11 protein-coding genes are annotated in these 16,916 nt (G+C 65.4%); 8 read left to right on the top strand and 3 right to left on the bottom strand.

Annotation, left to right across the window (positions count from 1 at the left end; all coding sequences use genetic code 11):
- The first annotated feature begins 13 nt into the window (after positions 1-13).
- From Aeroheme_RS06715 to Aeroheme_RS06750, 8 genes are all read left to right on the top strand, one after another.
- Complete coding sequence (locus Aeroheme_RS06715; RefSeq protein WP_411167223.1) at positions 14-1,048, top strand: efflux RND transporter periplasmic adaptor subunit; 1,035 nt, start codon at positions 14-16, stop codon at positions 1,046-1,048.
- Entirely contained in the window at positions 1,041-4,190 is a 3,150-nt protein-coding gene (locus Aeroheme_RS06720; protein ID WP_411166934.1) for an efflux RND transporter permease subunit, read from the top strand. Before Aeroheme_RS06715 ends, Aeroheme_RS06720 begins: the two co-directional genes overlap by 8 nt.
- A gap of 82 nt (positions 4,191-4,272) precedes the next feature.
- On the top strand, positions 4,273-5,412 hold the full coding sequence (locus Aeroheme_RS06725) for an efflux RND transporter periplasmic adaptor subunit (RefSeq protein WP_411166935.1): 1,140 nt from the start codon (positions 4,273-4,275) through the stop codon (positions 5,410-5,412).
- A complete protein-coding gene (locus Aeroheme_RS06730; RefSeq protein WP_408752976.1) occupies positions 5,405-6,094 on the top strand; it encodes an ABC transporter ATP-binding protein in 690 nt (229 codons plus the stop codon). Before Aeroheme_RS06725 ends, Aeroheme_RS06730 begins: the two co-directional genes overlap by 8 nt.
- Positions 6,095-7,303 (top strand): ABC transporter permease, encoded by a 1,209-nt coding sequence (locus Aeroheme_RS06735; RefSeq protein ID WP_411166936.1) that lies wholly within the window; start codon positions 6,095-6,097, stop codon positions 7,301-7,303.
- A gap of 63 nt (positions 7,304-7,366) precedes the next feature.
- Positions 7,367-8,566: an ABC transporter permease gene (locus Aeroheme_RS06740; RefSeq protein WP_411166937.1), complete on the top strand. Its 1,200-nt coding sequence runs from the start codon at positions 7,367-7,369 to the stop codon at positions 8,564-8,566.
- Positions 8,567-8,739: 173 nt separating this feature from the next.
- Entirely contained in the window at positions 8,740-9,756 is a 1,017-nt protein-coding gene (locus Aeroheme_RS06745; protein WP_411166938.1) for a lipoate--protein ligase A, read from the top strand.
- A 173-nt stretch (positions 9,757-9,929) separates the two neighbouring features.
- Positions 9,930-11,624 carry a pyridoxal phosphate-dependent decarboxylase family protein gene (locus tag Aeroheme_RS06750; protein ID WP_411166939.1) on the top strand — a complete coding sequence of 565 codons (1,695 nt, stop codon included), beginning with the start codon at positions 9,930-9,932 and terminating at the stop codon, positions 11,622-11,624.
- Positions 11,625-11,693: 69 nt separating this feature from the next.
- On the opposite strand, the gene Aeroheme_RS06755 is transcribed toward Aeroheme_RS06750, so the two are convergent.
- From Aeroheme_RS06755 to Aeroheme_RS06765, 3 genes are read right to left on the bottom strand one after another with little or no spacing between them, the layout of a single operon-like run.
- On the bottom strand, positions 11,694-12,056 hold the full coding sequence (locus Aeroheme_RS06755; protein ID WP_411166940.1) for a copper-binding protein: 363 nt from the start codon (positions 12,054-12,056) through the stop codon (positions 11,694-11,696).
- Positions 12,057-12,104: 48 nt separating this feature from the next.
- Positions 12,105-15,224 (bottom strand): efflux RND transporter permease subunit, encoded by a 3,120-nt coding sequence (locus Aeroheme_RS06760; RefSeq protein ID WP_411166941.1) that lies wholly within the window; start codon positions 15,222-15,224, stop codon positions 12,105-12,107.
- Positions 15,221-16,729: an efflux RND transporter periplasmic adaptor subunit gene (locus Aeroheme_RS06765; protein WP_411166942.1), complete on the bottom strand. Its 1,509-nt coding sequence runs from the start codon at positions 16,727-16,729 to the stop codon at positions 15,221-15,223. The genes Aeroheme_RS06760 and Aeroheme_RS06765 overlap by 4 nt, the downstream gene beginning before the upstream one ends.
- Between the last annotated feature and the right edge of the window lie 187 nt (positions 16,730-16,916).

Here is a 16,916-nt window from a genome sequence, read left to right on the forward strand (position 1 = left end):
AAGGAGAGTGATGATGGAAAACATCCGGTTGCTGGGGATCACCTTGTTGGTGATGACATCGCAGGCCATGACATCCGCCCTGGCTGCAGAAGGGGAGAGTCAGGCCCCGTTGACGGTGGCGCCACAGCCGGTGACCGACTGGCTGACCCTGGATGGCACCGTCAGTGCCATCAATCAGGGGACGGTGGCGGCCCAGACCAGCGGCCGGGTCTCCCGCATGCTGGTGGATGTGAACGACGAGGTGCAGGCGGGGCAACCGCTGCTGGAGATCAGCGGCAAGGAGCAGTTCGCCGCCGTCACAGGGGCCGAGGCGCGGCTGGCCCGGGCTCAGGCCCAGCAGGTGGAGGCCGAGCGCCAGCTCGCCCGCTTTCAGGCGCTGATTGCCAAGGGAGTGATCACCCGCGCCCAGCTCGATAACGCAGAGGCGACGGATCGCGCCGCCCGTGCCGAGGTGAATGCGGCCGAGGCGGCCCTCACCCAGGCTCGCGAGACTTACGGTTATACCCGCATTCTGGCCCCCTACGCCGGAGTGGTGACCAAACGGCTGGTGGAGCTGGGGGAGACGGTGGCCCCCGGCACCCCGCTGCTGTCGGGCTTCTCCCTCGACACCTTGCGGGTGGAGGTAGAGCTGCCCCAATCTGCCCTGACGCTCGCTCGCCAGCCTGCGGATGTGCAGGTGCTGCTACCTGATGGCAACACCGTTACCCCGGTTAAACTGACCCGCTTCAACTACGCCGACAGCCAGAGCCACGCCTTCAGGTTGCGCCTCGACTTGCCGCCGCAAACCGCCGGGGTATTGCCCGGCATGTGGCTCAAGGTGCGGCTCAAGCAGGGTGAGCGTCAGGTATTGCAGGTGCCCGTACGCGCCCTGCTGCGGCAAGGGGAGTTCGACGGCGTCTATCTGCTGCAGCCCGCTGGCTGGGCCCTGACGCCGGTGCGGGTAGGTCACTGCTTGGCGGGGCAGTGCGAGATCCTGGCCGGGCTGCAAGCCGGTGACAAGCTGGCCCCCGATGCCTGGGCACAGCAGCAGGAGCTGGCCCATGAGTAACGAGCTGAACGGCAACAGGGAGAGGCTGGGACCTGCAGGTCGGCTGGCTGCGCTGTTTCAGGGCTCGGCCATCACCCCGCTGCTGGCGCTGGTGGGGCTCTTGCTCGGCCTCTTTGCGGTGCTGGTGACCCCCAAGGAGGAGGAGCCGCAGATCGATGTCACCTTCGCCGATGTCTATATCCCCTTCCCGGGGGCCACTCCGGCTGAAGTGGAATCTCTCGTGACCACACCTGCCGAGCAGGTAGTCTCCCAGATAAAGGGGATAGATACCCTCTACTCCTTCTCCCAGCCCGATGGCGCCCTGCTGGTGGTGGTGTTCAAGGTGGGGGTGAGCCGCGAGCAGGCCATCGTCGATCTCAACAACCAGCTCGACTCCCACCGCGACTGGCTGCCACAGGGGGTTGGGGTCGGTCAGCCGCTGGTAAAACCTCGGGGGATCGACGATGTCCCCATCGTCAGTCTCACGCTCTGGAGCAAGCAACTGGGCGCCCCCGAGCTGACCCGGGTCGCCCATGAGCTGGAGACCGAACTCAAGCGCATTCCCGGTACCCGCGATATCTACACGCTGGGCAGCCAGAGCGCCGTGTTGCGGGTGATGCCGGATCCGGCGGCCCTCAGCGCCCACGGCATCAGCTGGGGCGAGCTGAGCCAGCGCCTTGCGGCCGCCAATCAGGTGGGCCCGACACAGGCCATCGAGCAGGACAACAGTGAGATCAAGGTGCAGGTGGGGCAGTTCCTGCAAAGCGAGCAGCAGATCCGAGAACTGGTGGTGGGGCTGCACGATGGCCGGCCTGTCTATCTCGGCGATGTGGCCAGGGTCTCTTTGGGTCAGGAGACCCCGACCAAGCGCAGCTGGATGGGGCAGGGGCAAGCCAGTTATCCGGCGGTGACCCTGGCCATCGGCAAGCAGCCGGGCCAGAACGCGGTCGAGGTGGCCAAGCGGGTGGAGGCGCGGGTCGAGAGTCTCAAGAATCGGCTGATCCCGGCTGGGGTCGAGGTGACGGTGACCCGGGACTACGGCGTCACCGCCGAGACCAAATCCAACACCCTCATCGGCAAGCTGATTTTTGCCACCACGGCTGTGGTGCTGCTGGTGCTGGTGAGCATGGGCTGGCGCGAGGCGCTGGTAGTGGGGGTGGCCATCGTCATCACCCTGGCACTGACCCTGTTTGCCAGCTGGGCCTGGGGCTTTACCCTCAACCGGGTGTCGCTCTTTGCCCTGATCTTCTCCATCGGCATCCTGGTGGATGACGCCATAGTGGTGGTGGAGAACATCCACCGTCATCGCGGTCTGGGCAAGGGGGCACTCAAGGATCTCATTCCGGGGGCGGTGGACGAGGTGGGGGGGCCGACCATACTGGCGACCCTGACAGTGATCGCGGCTCTGCTGCCGATGGCCTTTGTCAGCGGCCTGATGGGCCCCTATATGAGCCCCATCCCCATCAATGCCAGCATGGGGATGCTCATCTCCCTGCTGGTGGCCTTTATCTTCTCCCCCTGGCTGGCGAGCCATTTGCTCAAAGGGGAGGTGCAGGCTGCCCACGGCGAGGCCAAGGCGGGACTCTTTCAGCGGCTGATGACCCCTTTCCTGATCGGTGATGGCGCCAAGCGCGCCAGACGCAAGCTCTGGCTGGTGGTGTTGCTGCTGGTCGGGGCGGCTACCGCCATGCCGGTGGTGCAGTGGGTGGTGCTCAAGATGCTCCCCTTTGACAACAAGTCGGAATTCCAGCTGGTGCTCGATATGCCGGAGGGAGCGACCCTGGAGCAGACCGAGCGCACCCTGCTGTCGGTTGGGCGAGAGCTTGCCAGGGTGGGGGAGGTGAAGGATTACCAGATCTACGCCGGCACAGCGGCCCCCATCAATTTCAACGGGCTGGTGCGCCACTACTTTATCCGCAGCGGCGCCAACCTGGGGGATATTCAGGTCAATCTGGTGGACAAGCATGAGCGGGATCGCAGCAGCCACCAGATTGCCCAGTCGGTTCGGGCGCCGCTGCAGGCCATCGCCAGTGCGGCGGGGGGCAACCTCAAGGTGGTGGAAGTGCCCCCAGGCCCGCCGGTCTGGTCCCCCATAGTCGCGGAAGTGTATGGCCCGACGCCGGCCGCCCGTGAAGCGGCGGCACGCGCCGTACAGGCCCGCTTCGTGGCCACCGCGGATCTGGTGGACGTGGATATCTATCTGACCGACCCCCAGCCCCAGTGGCGGCTGGTGGTGGATCGCAGCAAGGCGGCCCTGCTCGGGGTCGATCTCGGGGATCTGGTTAGCACCCTCAATGGTGGGGTGGGCTATCAGGATGCCAGCTGGTTGCAGGGGAACGGCGCCAAGTATCCGGTGCCAGTGCGCATCGAGCTCGCCCCCGGTGACAAACGGGATCTGGCGGGTGTACTGGCTCTCAAGGTGCGCAGTCAGAGCGGGCAGCTCATCCGGGTATCAGAGCTGGTGAGTCGCCGTGATGAGGTGGCTCCGAGCTACATCATGCACAAGAACATGCGGCCCATGGTAATGGTGGTGGCCGACATGGGCGGCCATACCGACAGCCCGCTCTACGGCATGTTTGCCGCCGGTGCCGACATCGATCTGCCCCAGTATTACGTGCAGCAGCCCGATAAATTGGGTGAGGTGGCGCTCTTGTGGGACGGGGAGTGGAAGGTAACCTACGAGACTTTCCGCGACATGGGGCTGGCCTACGGGGTGGGGATGATCCTCATCTACCTGCTGGTGGTGGCCCAGTTCCGCTCCTACCTGGTGCCGCTCATCATAATGGCGCCCATCCCGCTAACCATTATCGGGGTGATGCCGGGCCACGCCCTGCTGGGGGCCCAGTTTACCGCCACCTCTATGATAGGGATGATAGCGCTGGCCGGGATCATAGTGCGCAACAGCATACTGCTGGTGGATTTTATCGAGCAGCAGCGAAGAGCCGGGATGGCGTTCGAGCAGGCGGTGATCGAAGCGGCGCAGGTGCGGGCCAAACCCATCATGCTGACGGCGCTGGCGGCCATGATAGGTGCCCTGTTCATCCTCGATGATCCCATCTTCAACGGACTGGCCATCAGCCTGATTTTCGGGATCCTGGTCTCCACCTTGCTCACCCTGGTGGTGATACCCTTGCTCTATTACGCCCTGCTCTCCCGACGCTGATGACGGGAGTCACTAGCTAAGGCGAAATGATGCCCTGCTCTCCCGTCAGTCGTGACGGGGGTCGATAGCGAAAGGATGCGCGATGAAGAGAGGCTGGCTGTGGTGGACGGCGGGCGCCGGGGTGGCGCTAGCGGCCCTGGCATTGTGGTGGTGGCCGCAGGCGACGCCGGTCAAGCTGGTGGCGGTCGGGCGGGGGGATGTGCTGGTGACCCTGGTCAACACCCGGGCCGGTACCATCAAGTCGTGCCAGCGGGCCGGGCTCAGTCTGCCCGGCGGCGGCGTGGTGGAGCAGATCGCCGTCAAGGCCGGGGACAGGGTGGCCCGGGGGGATCTGCTGCTGACCCTCTGGAGCGAAGATATTCGTGCCGATCTCAGCCGAGCCCGCGCCCAGCAGGCCCTCGGCAAAACCCAGCGCGAGGAGCGCTGCAGCGAGGCCACCTACTACGAGCGGGAGGCCAGTCGGCTGGCCACCCTGCTCGCCAAGAACCTCACTTCCCGCACCCTGGCCGAACAGGCCCAGAACCTGGCCCATACCCGCCGCTATATCTGCCGTGCCTCCCGCCAGCAGGAGCGGGTCGACGAGGCGCTGGTCGCCCAGGTGGAGGCCCGCCTGGCCGAGCGCCGCCTGCAGGCCCCCTTTGCCGGCGTGGTGGCCGAGGTCAACAGCAAGCTTGGCGAATACATGACCCCCTCACCCCCAGGAGTGGCCATGCCCCCCGTCATCGATCTCATCGACGATAACTGCCTCTATGTCTCAGCCCCCATAGATGAAGTGGATGCCGCCCGCCTCAAGGTGGGCCAGTCTGCCCGGGTACTGCTAGACGCCATGCCCGGGCGCGACTTTGCCGCCACCGTCACCCGCATCGCCCCCTATGTGAAGGAGCTGGAGAAACAGGCCCGCACCGTGGAGGTGGAGGCGGTACTCACAGCCCCGCCCGGCGACGTGCCCCTGCTTATCGGCTACAGCGCCGATCTCGAGGTCGAGGTGACCCGCGCCACCGATGTGCTGAGGGTGGCGGCCAGCAGCCGGGCCGACGATGGCAGCGTGCTGCGGCTGGAAGGGGATAAGCTGGTGCGGGTCCTGCCCCGCTGGGGCGTGGAGAACTGGAACTGGATTGAGGTGGCAGAGGGGCTCGCCGCCGGTGACCAGCTGGCGGCCCAGCCCGGCCAGATAGTCGGGGAGGGGCCCTTCAGCGCCGCCACGGAGCCGGTGGATGAGTGAGCTCATTCGCCTGGATGCCGTCAGCCGTCGATTCACCTTGGGGGGCACTGAGGTGGCGGCCCTCGATCGCGTTTCTCTTCGGGTCGCCGAGGGGGAGTATCTGGCGGTGATGGGCCCCTCGGGCTCCGGCAAATCGACCCTGCTCAACGTGCTGGGGCTGCTGGACAGGCCCGACGAGGGGCGCTACTGGCTGGGGGGCCAGGACATTGCCACCCTGTCAGAACCCGCGCTGGCCCAGCTGCGCGGCCATCGCATCGGCTTCGTGTTCCAGTCGTTTCATCTCATCCCCCGCCTCACCGCCCGGGAAAACGTCGAGCTGCCGCTGATGCTGTGCGGCGTCCTCCCCGCCGAGCGCCATCGCCGCAGTCAGCAGTTGCTGGGAGAGCTGGGGCTGGAGAATAGGGCCGACCACAGACCCGCCGAGCTCTCCGGCGGTCAGCGCCAGCGGGTGGCCATAGCCCGGGCCATGGCCATGGCGCCGCGCCTCATCCTGGCGGACGAGCCCACCGGCAATCTGGACTCCCGCTCCGGGGAGGAGGTGATCACCCTGCTCGAGGGGCTCAACCGGGAGCAGGGGATCACCCTGATGGTGGTGACCCACGATCCCCGCCTCGGCGAGCGGGCGGGCAGGCGGATCTCGATGGATGACGGCCGCATCAGCAGCGACAGCGGTGGGGGCTGAATGCGGCGCCCCGATGCTCTCCGCTTCGCCGCCGTGGCCCTGCTGCGCCAGCGCACGCGAGCGCTGGTGCTGATCCTGGCGGTGAGTTTGAGCGTCACCTCGGTGCTGCTGCTCACCGCGCTGGGGGAGGGGGCGAGGCGCTATGTGGCCGAGCAGTTCAGCTCCCTTGGCAAGGATCTGCTGGTGATGTTTCCGGGTCGCAAGGAGACCACGGGCGGGCTGCCGCCGGTGACCGGTAACAGCCTGAGGGAGATCACTCTGGATGACATGCACTACCTGGGCCAGCATCAACCCCAGCTCAGGCTGGTGCCGCTGGTGATGGGCTTTGCCGAGGCCAAGCAGGGGGCCCGGGTGCGTCAGACCATGCTGCTTGGCAGCAGCAACGGGCTGCGGCATACCCATGGACTTGAGCTGCTCTCCGGCCGCTGGTTGCCGGGGGACGCCGGGGAGGACAGGCCGGTGGCCCTGCTCGGGGAAGTGGCGGCCCGGGAGCTGTTCGGTCAGGCCGATCCCCTCGGCCAGTGGCTGCGCTTTGACAATCGCCGCTTTCGGGTGGTGGGGGTCTTCACCAGCCAGAGCAGCAATCTGGGGATGGACATGGCCGAGGCGGCGCTGATCCCGGTGGGCAGTGCCATGGGGCTGTTCAATACCGAGGGGCTGTTTCGTCTGCTGATCCAGCCGCTGGGAGGGCAGGCTGTGCCCCCGCTGGTAACGCGACTGGAGCTGCTGATGCAGGCGCGCCACGGGGTGCTCGATGTGACTCTGGTAAGGCGCGACGCCATGCTGGCCACCTTCTCCACCATTCTGGCCACCCTCACCCTGGCGGTCGCCGGCATTGGTGCCATCAGCCTGCTGGTTTCCGGCATCATGATGATGAATCTGGCGCTCATCAGCACCCGCCAGCGGACTGGGGAGATCGGTCTGCTCAAGGCGCTGGGGGCCGACAGTCGCCAGATCCGCCAGCTGTTTTTGTGGGAGGCGCTGCTGCTGAGCGGCGGTGGCGCCTTCATCGGCACTCTGCTGGGCTATGCCCTGGTGGCCCTCGCCGCGCTGATCTGGCCCGGCTTCCCGGCGGCCGTGCCCTGGCTCGCGACCCTCTGCACCATACCGGCGGCCCTGCTGACCGGGCTCTTCTTCAGCTGGCTGCCCGCATCCCGGGCGGCGCGGCAGGATCCGGTCACCAGTCTGCGCAGCGGACAATGGAGTTGAGGCTGATGAATCTGATGGGGCGCGAGCCAGTGACCAACGTAGCGGACAATGGCGTGGTGGCCGATGCGCCTCGCTGATCTGCTGTTCTGGCTCTGGCGCGCCTTGCTGGCAGGGCGCAGTCGCAGCCTGCTGTCGGCGCTCGGCATCGCCATCGGGATCGCCTCTGTGACCCTGCTCACCGGTATCGGCGAGGGGCTCAGGCTCTATCTGCTCGACAGCTTCTCCCAGTTCGGTACCCGCCTGATCGCCGTGACCCCGGGCAAGACCGAGACCGCCGGCGGCCCGCCCGGCATCCTCTCCAGCAGCCGTCCCCTGCTGCTGGAGGATGCCGATGCCCTCGCCAGATTGCCAGGGGTCGAAGCCGCCCTGCCAGTGGTGCAGGGCCAGGGGGAGGTGCGCAGCCGCGGACTGACCCGCAGCACTGCCATTCTGGGCACCGGCCCGGCGGCGCTCTCTGGCTGGCGACTCACCCTGGTGCAGGGGCGCTTTCTGCCCGCAGATGACAGTGCCATGCCCCGCGCCTATGCGGTGCTGGGCGCCAAGGTGGCGGCTGAGCTGTTCCCCGGCGGCGATGCGCCGGGGAGCCTGCTGCGGGCCGGGGATCGCCGCTTTCGGGTGGCCGGGGTGCTGGCCCCCAAGGGGCAATTTCTCGGCTTCGATCTGGATGACATGATCTATCTGCCCGCCGCCCACGCCCAGGCGCTGTTCAACAAGGAGGGGCTGCAGGAGATAGACGTCATCTATGGCGCCGGGCAGGCGGAGCCCGAGATCACCGCCCAGATCCGGCGGGTGCTGATCGCTCGCCACGGCGCCGAGGATTTTACCCTCACCTCCCAGCAGGACATGCTGACCAGCCTCGACAAGATACTCTCCATCATCAAGCTGGCGGTCGGTGGGCTGGGGATCATCTCGCTGCTGATCGGGGCGGTCGGCATCTTCAGCATCATGAGCATCGCCCAGCAGGAGCGGATCCCCGAGGTGGGGCTGCTGATGGCGCTGGGCTGCCCACGGCGCCGCATTCTATTGCTGTTCCTGCTGGAGGCCGTGGTGCTGGCACTGCTGGGGGGAGCCATGGGGCTGGCCCTGCTCGGCGGGCTCAAGCTGCTATTCGCGCTGCTGGCGGCCGGCTTGCCGCTCAGCCTCAATCCCCTCTATCTGCTGCTGGCCCTGGGGTGCAGCGCCCTGGTCGGTCTGCTGGCCGGGGTCGCTCCCGCCTTGCGGGCGGTGCGCCTGAACCCCGTGGTCGCCCTGCGGGGTGACTAGGCGAGCGCCGTGCGCCGCGAACAGCACGAAGTAGTGGCTGCCCGCCGGAGCGTCTCTTTGCGCCGCCGCTGCGGCAGGCGGTCAGGGGCCAGATGTCAGGGGACGACGCCCCGGGAGCAGGGTGTTATGGTAATCTCCCCCTTTTCCAATGAGGTCCCCCTATGTCTCCTCCCATGTCTCCGTTACGCCTGCTCGTTTCCGACTCTCAGGATCCCCTGTTCAACCTGGCGGTGGAGGAGTGCATCTTCCGCCAGATGGATCCCGCCCAGCGGGTGCTCTTCCTGTGGCGCAACGCCAATACGGTGGTGATAGGCCGGGCGCAGAATCCGTGGAAGGAGTGCAACACCCGCCGCATGGAAGAGGATGGCGTGACCCTGGCGCGGCGCAGCAGCGGGGGCGGGGCCGTGTTTCACGATCTCGGCAACAGCTGCTTCACCTTCATGGCGGGCAAGCCCGGTTATGACAAGAGCGTCTCCACCGCCATCGTACTCGATGCCCTCAAGCGGTTGGGGATAGCGGCCTTTGCCTCGGGGCGCAACGATCTACTGGTGGCCACGGCGGACGGGGATCGCAAGGTGTCGGGCTCGGCCTACCGGGAGACCCAGGATCGCGGCTTTCACCACGGCACCCTGCTGCTGGACGCGGACCTCGGCCGACTCGCGAACTACCTCAACCCCGACCCCAAGAAGCTGGCGGCCAAGGGGATCACCTCGGTGCGCAGCCGGGTGGCCAACCTCTGCGAGCTGCTGCCGGGGATAGATCATCAGCAGGTGAATGACGCCCTCATCGAGGCCTTCTTCCACTACTACGGTGAGCGGGTAGCGCCCGAGCATATCTCCCCTGAGCAAATGCCGGACCTGCCCGGCTTCGCCGAGACCTTCGCCCGCCAACGCAGCTGGGAGTGGAACTTCGGCCATGCCCCGGCCTTCAGCCATCAGCTGGACGAGCGTTTCGGCTGGGGCGGGGTGGAGCTGCACTTCGACGTGGAGAAGGGGGTGATAGGACGGGCGCAGATCTTCAGCGACAGCCTGGATCCGGCCCCCCTGGATGCCCTGGCAGAGCGGTTGGTGGGGGCGCCCTACCGACCCGAGGCGATGGCGGCGCTGCTGCGCTCGCTGATGGGGGATTTCCCGGCCAGGGCCCATGAGCTGGCGGAGCTGGAGGCCTGGCTGGTGACGGCCCTGCGCTAAGAGGCATGACCCGGATCACGAAACGGAGCACGGGCTCCGGCGCCAGGTTGCCGCCAGCCCCCGACTGCCGTGGTCATGATAAAAAGTAGGGCAGGCCATTAGTTATTGTCGCTGTCTCAAGTGCCGCCCCGGGGGTATAACCGGGGCACATTTGCAGTACTAATGGTCTTATCATGAGCGATCTTGTCTATCTGAAAGATGACGGCGTCAACGCCGTCCACCCCGAGTTCTCCGCCCGTTTCGCCACCGTCAAAGCCAACTTCTTCTCCCGCAATCCCGATCTCTGGCCGGTGTTTCGCGAACCGGGCTTTGCCACCCTCAACGAGTTTCGTGCCCGTGGCCTGGCCCCGGATGCGCGCCTGAACGCCTGGCCAGATGGCCACGCCCGCCTCGCCGATCTCTGCGAGACCATGCCGGTGCCCGCGCAGATGCGCACCCCGGGGGAGCCCATGACGGAGCTGCTGTTTGCCGGCGCCCTCTCCAAAGACTGGGAGAACCCCTCCAGCGTCGAGAACGTCATCACAATGTCGGCGGATCCCGCCATCTATGGCGCCCAGATGGGCATCTTGGCCAACCCCAACCTGGTCTACTCCGAATATGCCGGTGTGGCCGAGGAGCTGGAGAAGAAGGTGGTGCGCCAGATAGCCTTGCTGGCGGGTTACGACCCGGCCCGCGCCACCGGCATCTTCACCCAGGGGGGGACCTTCTGTAACCTCTACGGCTACCTGCTCGGCATTCGCAAGAGCCTGCCCGAGGCCAAGCACAAGGGGCTAGGTCACTATCAGGACTATCGCATCATCAACTCCCAGGGCGGCCACTACTCCAACATCACCAACCTCTCCCTGCTCGGGGTGGACATAGAGAACAAGACCATTCGCATCCAGGTGGGGGAGAACAACGACATCGATCTGCTGGATCTCGAGCGCACCCTGACCGCCTGCTTCGCCCTGAAACACGTGGTGCCCACCATCATGCTCACCATGGGGACCACGGACACCTTCGGGGTAGACCAGGTCAAACCCGTGGTGGACCTGCGGGACAGGCTCTGCGAGCGCTTCGAGGTGGCGGTTAAGCCCCACATTCACGTGGATGCCGCCATCGGCTGGTCGATGATCTTCTTCCTGGAGTACGACTTTGCCGCCAACCCGCTGGCCATCAATGGCGCCACCCTGGCGGGGATAGAGCGCAACGTGGCCCGCTTCGCCGAGCTCAAATACGCCGACTCCTTCACCGTCGACTTCCAGAAGTGGGGCTATGTGCCCTACACCTCCAGCCTGGTGATGATCAAGGAGCAGGACGACCTCAAGGCGATGGAGAACGATCCGGAGAACTTCTCCTACTTCGAGCGGGACATCCAGGGCCAGACCCACCTGCAGTCCACCATCGAGTGCTCCCGGGGGGCGAGCGGCCTGTTCGGCGCCTACGCGGCCCTCAACTACCTGGGGGTCGAGGGCTATCGCACCGTGCTGGCCCACTGCCTGCAAAATGCGAACTACTTCCGCTTCCGTCTGAGCCAGCTCGGCAACGTCAAGCTGGTGGCCCAGAAGAATCAGGGGCCGAGCGTGGGCTTCAAGATCTACAACCCCGAGTGGGTGCAGGATCCGGAGGCCGAGTTCGCCTTCGAGCTGGCCCGCAGCCCGGATGCGGCCTACAAGGCGCGGCTGGCCCGCAACACCGAATACCACCGCAACCTGTTCAAGCAGCGCGGCAAGGTGGGACTCTACACCAACTGGGTGGAGGCGGTGGCCCACTCGGAGTACGACGCCCGCGGCAAGTACTCCTATATCGCAGGGGAGAAGGCGGTCTTTATGAACCCCGCCTGCACCCGGGAGCAGATCGACGCCTTTATCGACCATATTCGCGGCTGACTCCGGCCGAGATCGCAGATAAAATACGGCGGGCATGGTGCCCGCCGTTGTTATTGTTGTGGTGAGCCGTTACTGCTTCTGGATGGCCGTCACCGTCAGCTTGCCCGCCGGGTTCTCGGCGTGAAAACGCACCGCATCCCCCACTTTCAGCCCCTGAAGCTGGGCCGGATCCGCCAGCAGGAACACCATTGTCATGGGGGGCATCTTGAGGTTGGCGATGGCCTCGTGCTTGATCCCCACCTTGCCATTGGCCTCGTCGATACGGCTGATGACCCCCTTGGTCATCGTCATCTCGCCCATCTCGTTCATGCCTTCCATTTGCCCCATCTGGCTCATGTCATGGCCCTGGTGGTTCATCATCTCCTCGGCCTGCAGGCCGGTGTGGGTAGCAAGGCCGAGCAGCAGGGTCAGGGTCAGCGTCTTGTAGTTCATGGTTTTAACTCCTCATTCTCATTGATTCAAAAGTGGTGGTCAGTCGGCTTACCGGGTTTCGGCCTTGCCAAGGCTTCGGCTGCGCCACAGGTAGTAGGCCGCAGGTAGCACCAAGAGGGTCAGCACCAGCGCGCTCACCATGCCGCCTATCATCGGCGCGGCGATGCGCTGCATCACCTCGGAGCCGGTGCCCTGGCTCCACATGATGGGCAAGAGGCCGGCTATGATGGTCACCACCGTCATCATCTTGGGGCGCAGGCGCAGGGCGGCGCCGTGGATCACCGCACGATGCAGCCCCGCCTTGTCCGGCTTGCCGCTCGCCACCAGCTCATCCCAGGCGTGGTTGAGGTAGACCAGCATCAAGACACCTGTCTCCACTGCGACGCCTGCCAGGGCGATAAAGCCCACCCCCACCGCCACCGAGAGGTTGAAGTCCAGCAGCCAGAGGGTCCAGATCCCGCCCACCACCGCGAGCGGCAGTGTGGTGAGAATGAGCAGCACCTCCTGGAAGCGACGAAATGCCAGATAGAGCAGCAGCACTATGATGGCGACGGTCAATGGCACCACGTAGGCGAGGCGCGCCTTGGCCCGCTCCATGTATTCGTATTGTCCGGACCAGGTGAGGGCGTAGCCCGCCGGCAGCACCAGCTGCTTGTCCACCTCGGCCTTGGCCTCTGCCACAAAGGAGCCGATGTCGCGGCCATGAATGTCGACGTAGACCCAGCCGTTGAGTCGTGCGTTCTCGCTGCGCAGCATGGGGGCCTCGTCGCTGATGTAGACCCGGGCTACGTCCGCCAGCGCGATGCGCGCGCCGCTCGGGGTCACCACCGGCAGCAGCTCGAGACTGGCTACCGAATCGCGATAGCTCTGGGGGTAGCGCAGGTTGATGGGGTAGCGCTCGCGCCCCTCTATGGTCTGGCCCACCTCCATGCCGCCCACTGCGGTGGCAAGCACCGCCTGCACGTCGGCGATATTGAGGCCGTAGCGGGCCGCTTTCAGTCGGTCGATATCCACCTTGACGTAGCGACCGCCCGCCACCCGCTCGGCGTAGACCGATGCTGCCCCCTCCACCTTGCCGATGATCTGCTCCAGCTGCTGGCCGAGCTGCTGGATCACCTTGAGATCGGGCCCCGCAATCTTGATGCCGACCGGGGTCTTGATGCCGGTGGCCAGCATGTCGATGCGGGTCTTGATGGGGGGCACCCAGGCGTTGGTGAGGCCGGGGAAGCGGATGAGGGAGTCGAGCTCCTCCTTGAGCTTCTCCGGGGTCATGCCGGGGCGCCACTGATCCCGGGGCTTCAGCTGGATGCTGGTCTCCATCATCACCAGATCCGCAGGGTCTGTGGCCGATTCGGCGCGCCCCGCCTTGCCGAACACGTTCTGCACCTCGGGCAGGGTGCGAATGAGCTTGTCGGTCTGCTGCAGGATCTCCCGCGCCTTGCCCACCGAGATATTGGCTGCTGTGGTGGGCATATACATGATGTCCCCCTCATCGAGCGGCGGTATGAACTCCGAGCCCAGGTACTTGAGCGGCCAGAAGCCGATGACGGTCACCGCCAGCGCCAGCAGCAAGGTGGTTTTGGGGCGGGCCAGCACGGCGTTGAGCAGCGGCACATAGCCCTGACTGAGCCAGCGGTTGAGGGGGTTGGCCTGCTCCGCCAGCACCTTGCCGCGGATAAAGTACCCCATCATGACTGGAACGAGGGTGATGGCGAGCGCCGCGGCGGCGGCCATGGCATAGGTCTTGGTATAGGCGAGGGGGTGGAACATCCGCCCCTCCTGCGCCTCCAGCGCAAACACCGGCAAAAAGCTCATGGTGATGATCAGCAGGGAGAAGAAGATGGCGGGCCCCACCTCTATGCTCGCCTCCGTGATGATGCGCCAGCGGTTCTTGTCGGTGAGCGCCTCCCGCTCCATATGTTTGTGGACGTTCTCGATCATCACTATGGCGCCATCCACCATGGCGCCGATGGCGATGGCGATGCCCCCGAGCGACATGATGTTGGCGTTGATCCCCTGCAGGTGCATGACGATAAAGGCCGCCAGAATGGCGATGGGCAGGGTGATGACCACCACCAGGGACGAGCGCAGGTGGAACAGGAAGGCGAGGCAGACCAGCACCACCACCGCGAACTCCTCCAGCAGCTTGCCGGAGAGGTTGTCGATGGCGCGCTGGATGAGATCGGATCGGTCGTACACAGTGACGATCTCCACCCCCTGTGGCAGGCTGCTCTTGAGCTCAGCCAGCCGCGCCTTGACCCCGTCTATGGTGTGCTGGGCATTCTCGCCGTAGCGCATGACGATGATGCCGCCCACCACTTCCCCTTCGCCGTTGAGCTCGGCGATGCCGCGCCGACTCTGGGGGCCGGTGACCACATCTGCCACGTCACCCAGCAGCAGCGGGGCACCGCGCACAGTGGTGCCGAGCGGGATCTGCTTCAGATCCTCCACGCTCTTCAGATAGCCGTTCGAGCGCACCATATACTCCGCTTCCGCCATCTCGATGACGGAGGCGCCGGTCTCCTGATTGCCCTGCTTGATGGCCGTCTCGATAAGGGAGAGCGGTATGCCGTAGGCGCGCAGCTTGTCCGGGTCGACCCGCACCTGATACTGGCGCACCATGCCGCCCACGGTGGCGACCTCGGAGACGCCATTGACGGTTTGTAGCTCGTACTTGAGGAACCAGTTCTGCAGGGAGGTGAGCTCGCTCAAGTCATGCTTGCCGGTTCTGTCCACTAGGGCGTACTGATAGACCCAACCCACCCCGGTGGCATCTGGGCCGAGTTGGGGGCGGGCGGAGGCGGGGAGACTCGGGGCCACCTGGCTCAAATACTCCAGCACCCGGGCGCGGGCCCAATAAAGGTCTGTGTCGTCGTCAAACAGCACATAGACGAAGGAGTCGCCGAAGAAGGAGTAGCCGCGCACTGTGGTCGCTCCCGGCACCGCCAGCATGGCGGTGGTGAGCGGGTAGGTGACCTGATCCTCCACCACCTGGGGCGCCTGCCCCGGGTAGGCCGTCTTGATGATCACCTGGACGTCGGAGAGATCCGGCAAGGCGTCCACCGGGGTCTGCTTGACCGACCAGAGCCCCCAGGCGGTGAGCATGAGGGTCAACAGCAGCACCAGAAAGCGGTTGCCCACGGACCAGCGAATGATGGAAGGGATCATGGCTTGGCTCCCATATCGTGCTGGCTATGGTCCATGCCTTCCATCTCATCCTTTGCCTGCTCCGGCGGGTGGCCGCTGGTCGGGGCCTTCTCCTGATGGATGTTGGTGATGCGGTACTCGTCCCCCTCCTGCATCACCTGCAGATGGAGGGTTTGCCCTTGGGCGAGCCGGGAAATGTCCACACCGTCCGCCACGATGAATTCCATCTCCATGGCAGGCCACTGCCACTCGGGGATGGGCTGGTGGGCCACCATCAGGGTGCGGCTGGCCAGATCCATGCTCTGTACAGTCCCCTGGGTCCACACCTGGGCCGGGCGCACCGCCGTCATGCGCTGGAAGTCAGAATCGATGGCTGATTCCGAATCGAGCAGGAACTGGGCCGAGCTGACTATGCTGTCCCCCGCTTCGACGCCCGCCTTGATGGCCACCTTGTCGCCAAACTGGGGGCCAAGGGTGACGGCCACCGACTTGAAGTTGCCATCCCCCAGTGCCAGCACCAGCCTGTCCTGACTGCCGGTGCGGATCACCGCTTCGCTCGGCACTACCAGTTGCGGCTCTCCCTTGCCCGCCTGAATCGTCACCTTGGCAAACATATTGGGCTTCAAAAATTCATCCGGGTTGTCAAAGCGCAGCCGCACCTTGAGGGTGCGAGTAGCGGCATCCAGGGTCGGGTAGAGGTAATCGACCCGGCCCTGCCAGCGGCGGCCCGGGGCGTAGTCGAGGGTCATGGTGACCGGATCCCCCACTTTCAGCTGGGCGGCCTGGCGCTCGAACACCTCGGCGCTGACCCACACCTGCTTGAGGGTGCTGATGTTGAACAGGGCGGCGGCGGGTTCCACATACTGGCCCTCGCGCACCTTCAGCTCAGAGACATAGCCGCTGCTGGGGGCATAGATGCCAATGGTTTCGCGCACCTGACGGCTGCGTTTGAGGGCGGCAATTTGATCCGCCGGCACCTGCAAGGATTTGAGCTTGCCCTCGGCGGCGCGCAGCAGCAGGGGATTGCTGGTGTTGAGGGCGAGCAGGTACTCGTGCTGGGCGTTGACCAGATCCGGGGCGTAGATCTCGTAGAGCAAGGTGCCTTTGGCCACCTTCTGCCCCTCGCTCTTGATGGCCAGGGTGCGGATCCAGCCCGCCATGCGGGCGTTGATGGCCTCGAGCCTGTCCTCGTCATAACCGACATAGCCCACCGTCTCGATCTGCTGGTGGATGGGCAGCTTTTCGACTTTGGCCAGCCGCACCCCCAGGTTCTGCTGGATCTCGGGGCTGATGGTGACTGTGCCCGGCGAGCCGTTTTTCTGCTCCTCATAGACGGGGATGAAGTCCATCCCCATGTTGTCCTTGGCCGGGCCGTCGCGCTTGTCGCGGGGATCCATGGGGTTGACCCAGTAGAGCGGCGTCTTCTCTTTGACGGTGGCGCCATCAGTGCTCTGTTTGGCGGCCCAGTAGCCGCCACCGGCGCCGAGGGCGAGCAGCAGGGCCGACATCAGGACTCTCTTGTTCATGACTGGCCTCCGGCGCGGATCTGCATGCAGAAAGTGCAGGAAGAGAGGGCGCCCGCGAAGGCGGCAACCTGGGTGGGTGAACAGTGGGCTGGTGACATCATACGTCTTCTCTTGTGCAGGCCGCCGGGCGGGTGATGGACAAGGCATCACGACGAGGCGGCAAACGGGGCGCTGCTGACGAGTCAGC

The organism is Aeromonas sp. DSM 116730 (assembly GCF_046581335.1).
GTDB lineage: Bacteria > Pseudomonadota > Gammaproteobacteria > Enterobacterales > Aeromonadaceae > Aeromonas > Aeromonas rivipollensis.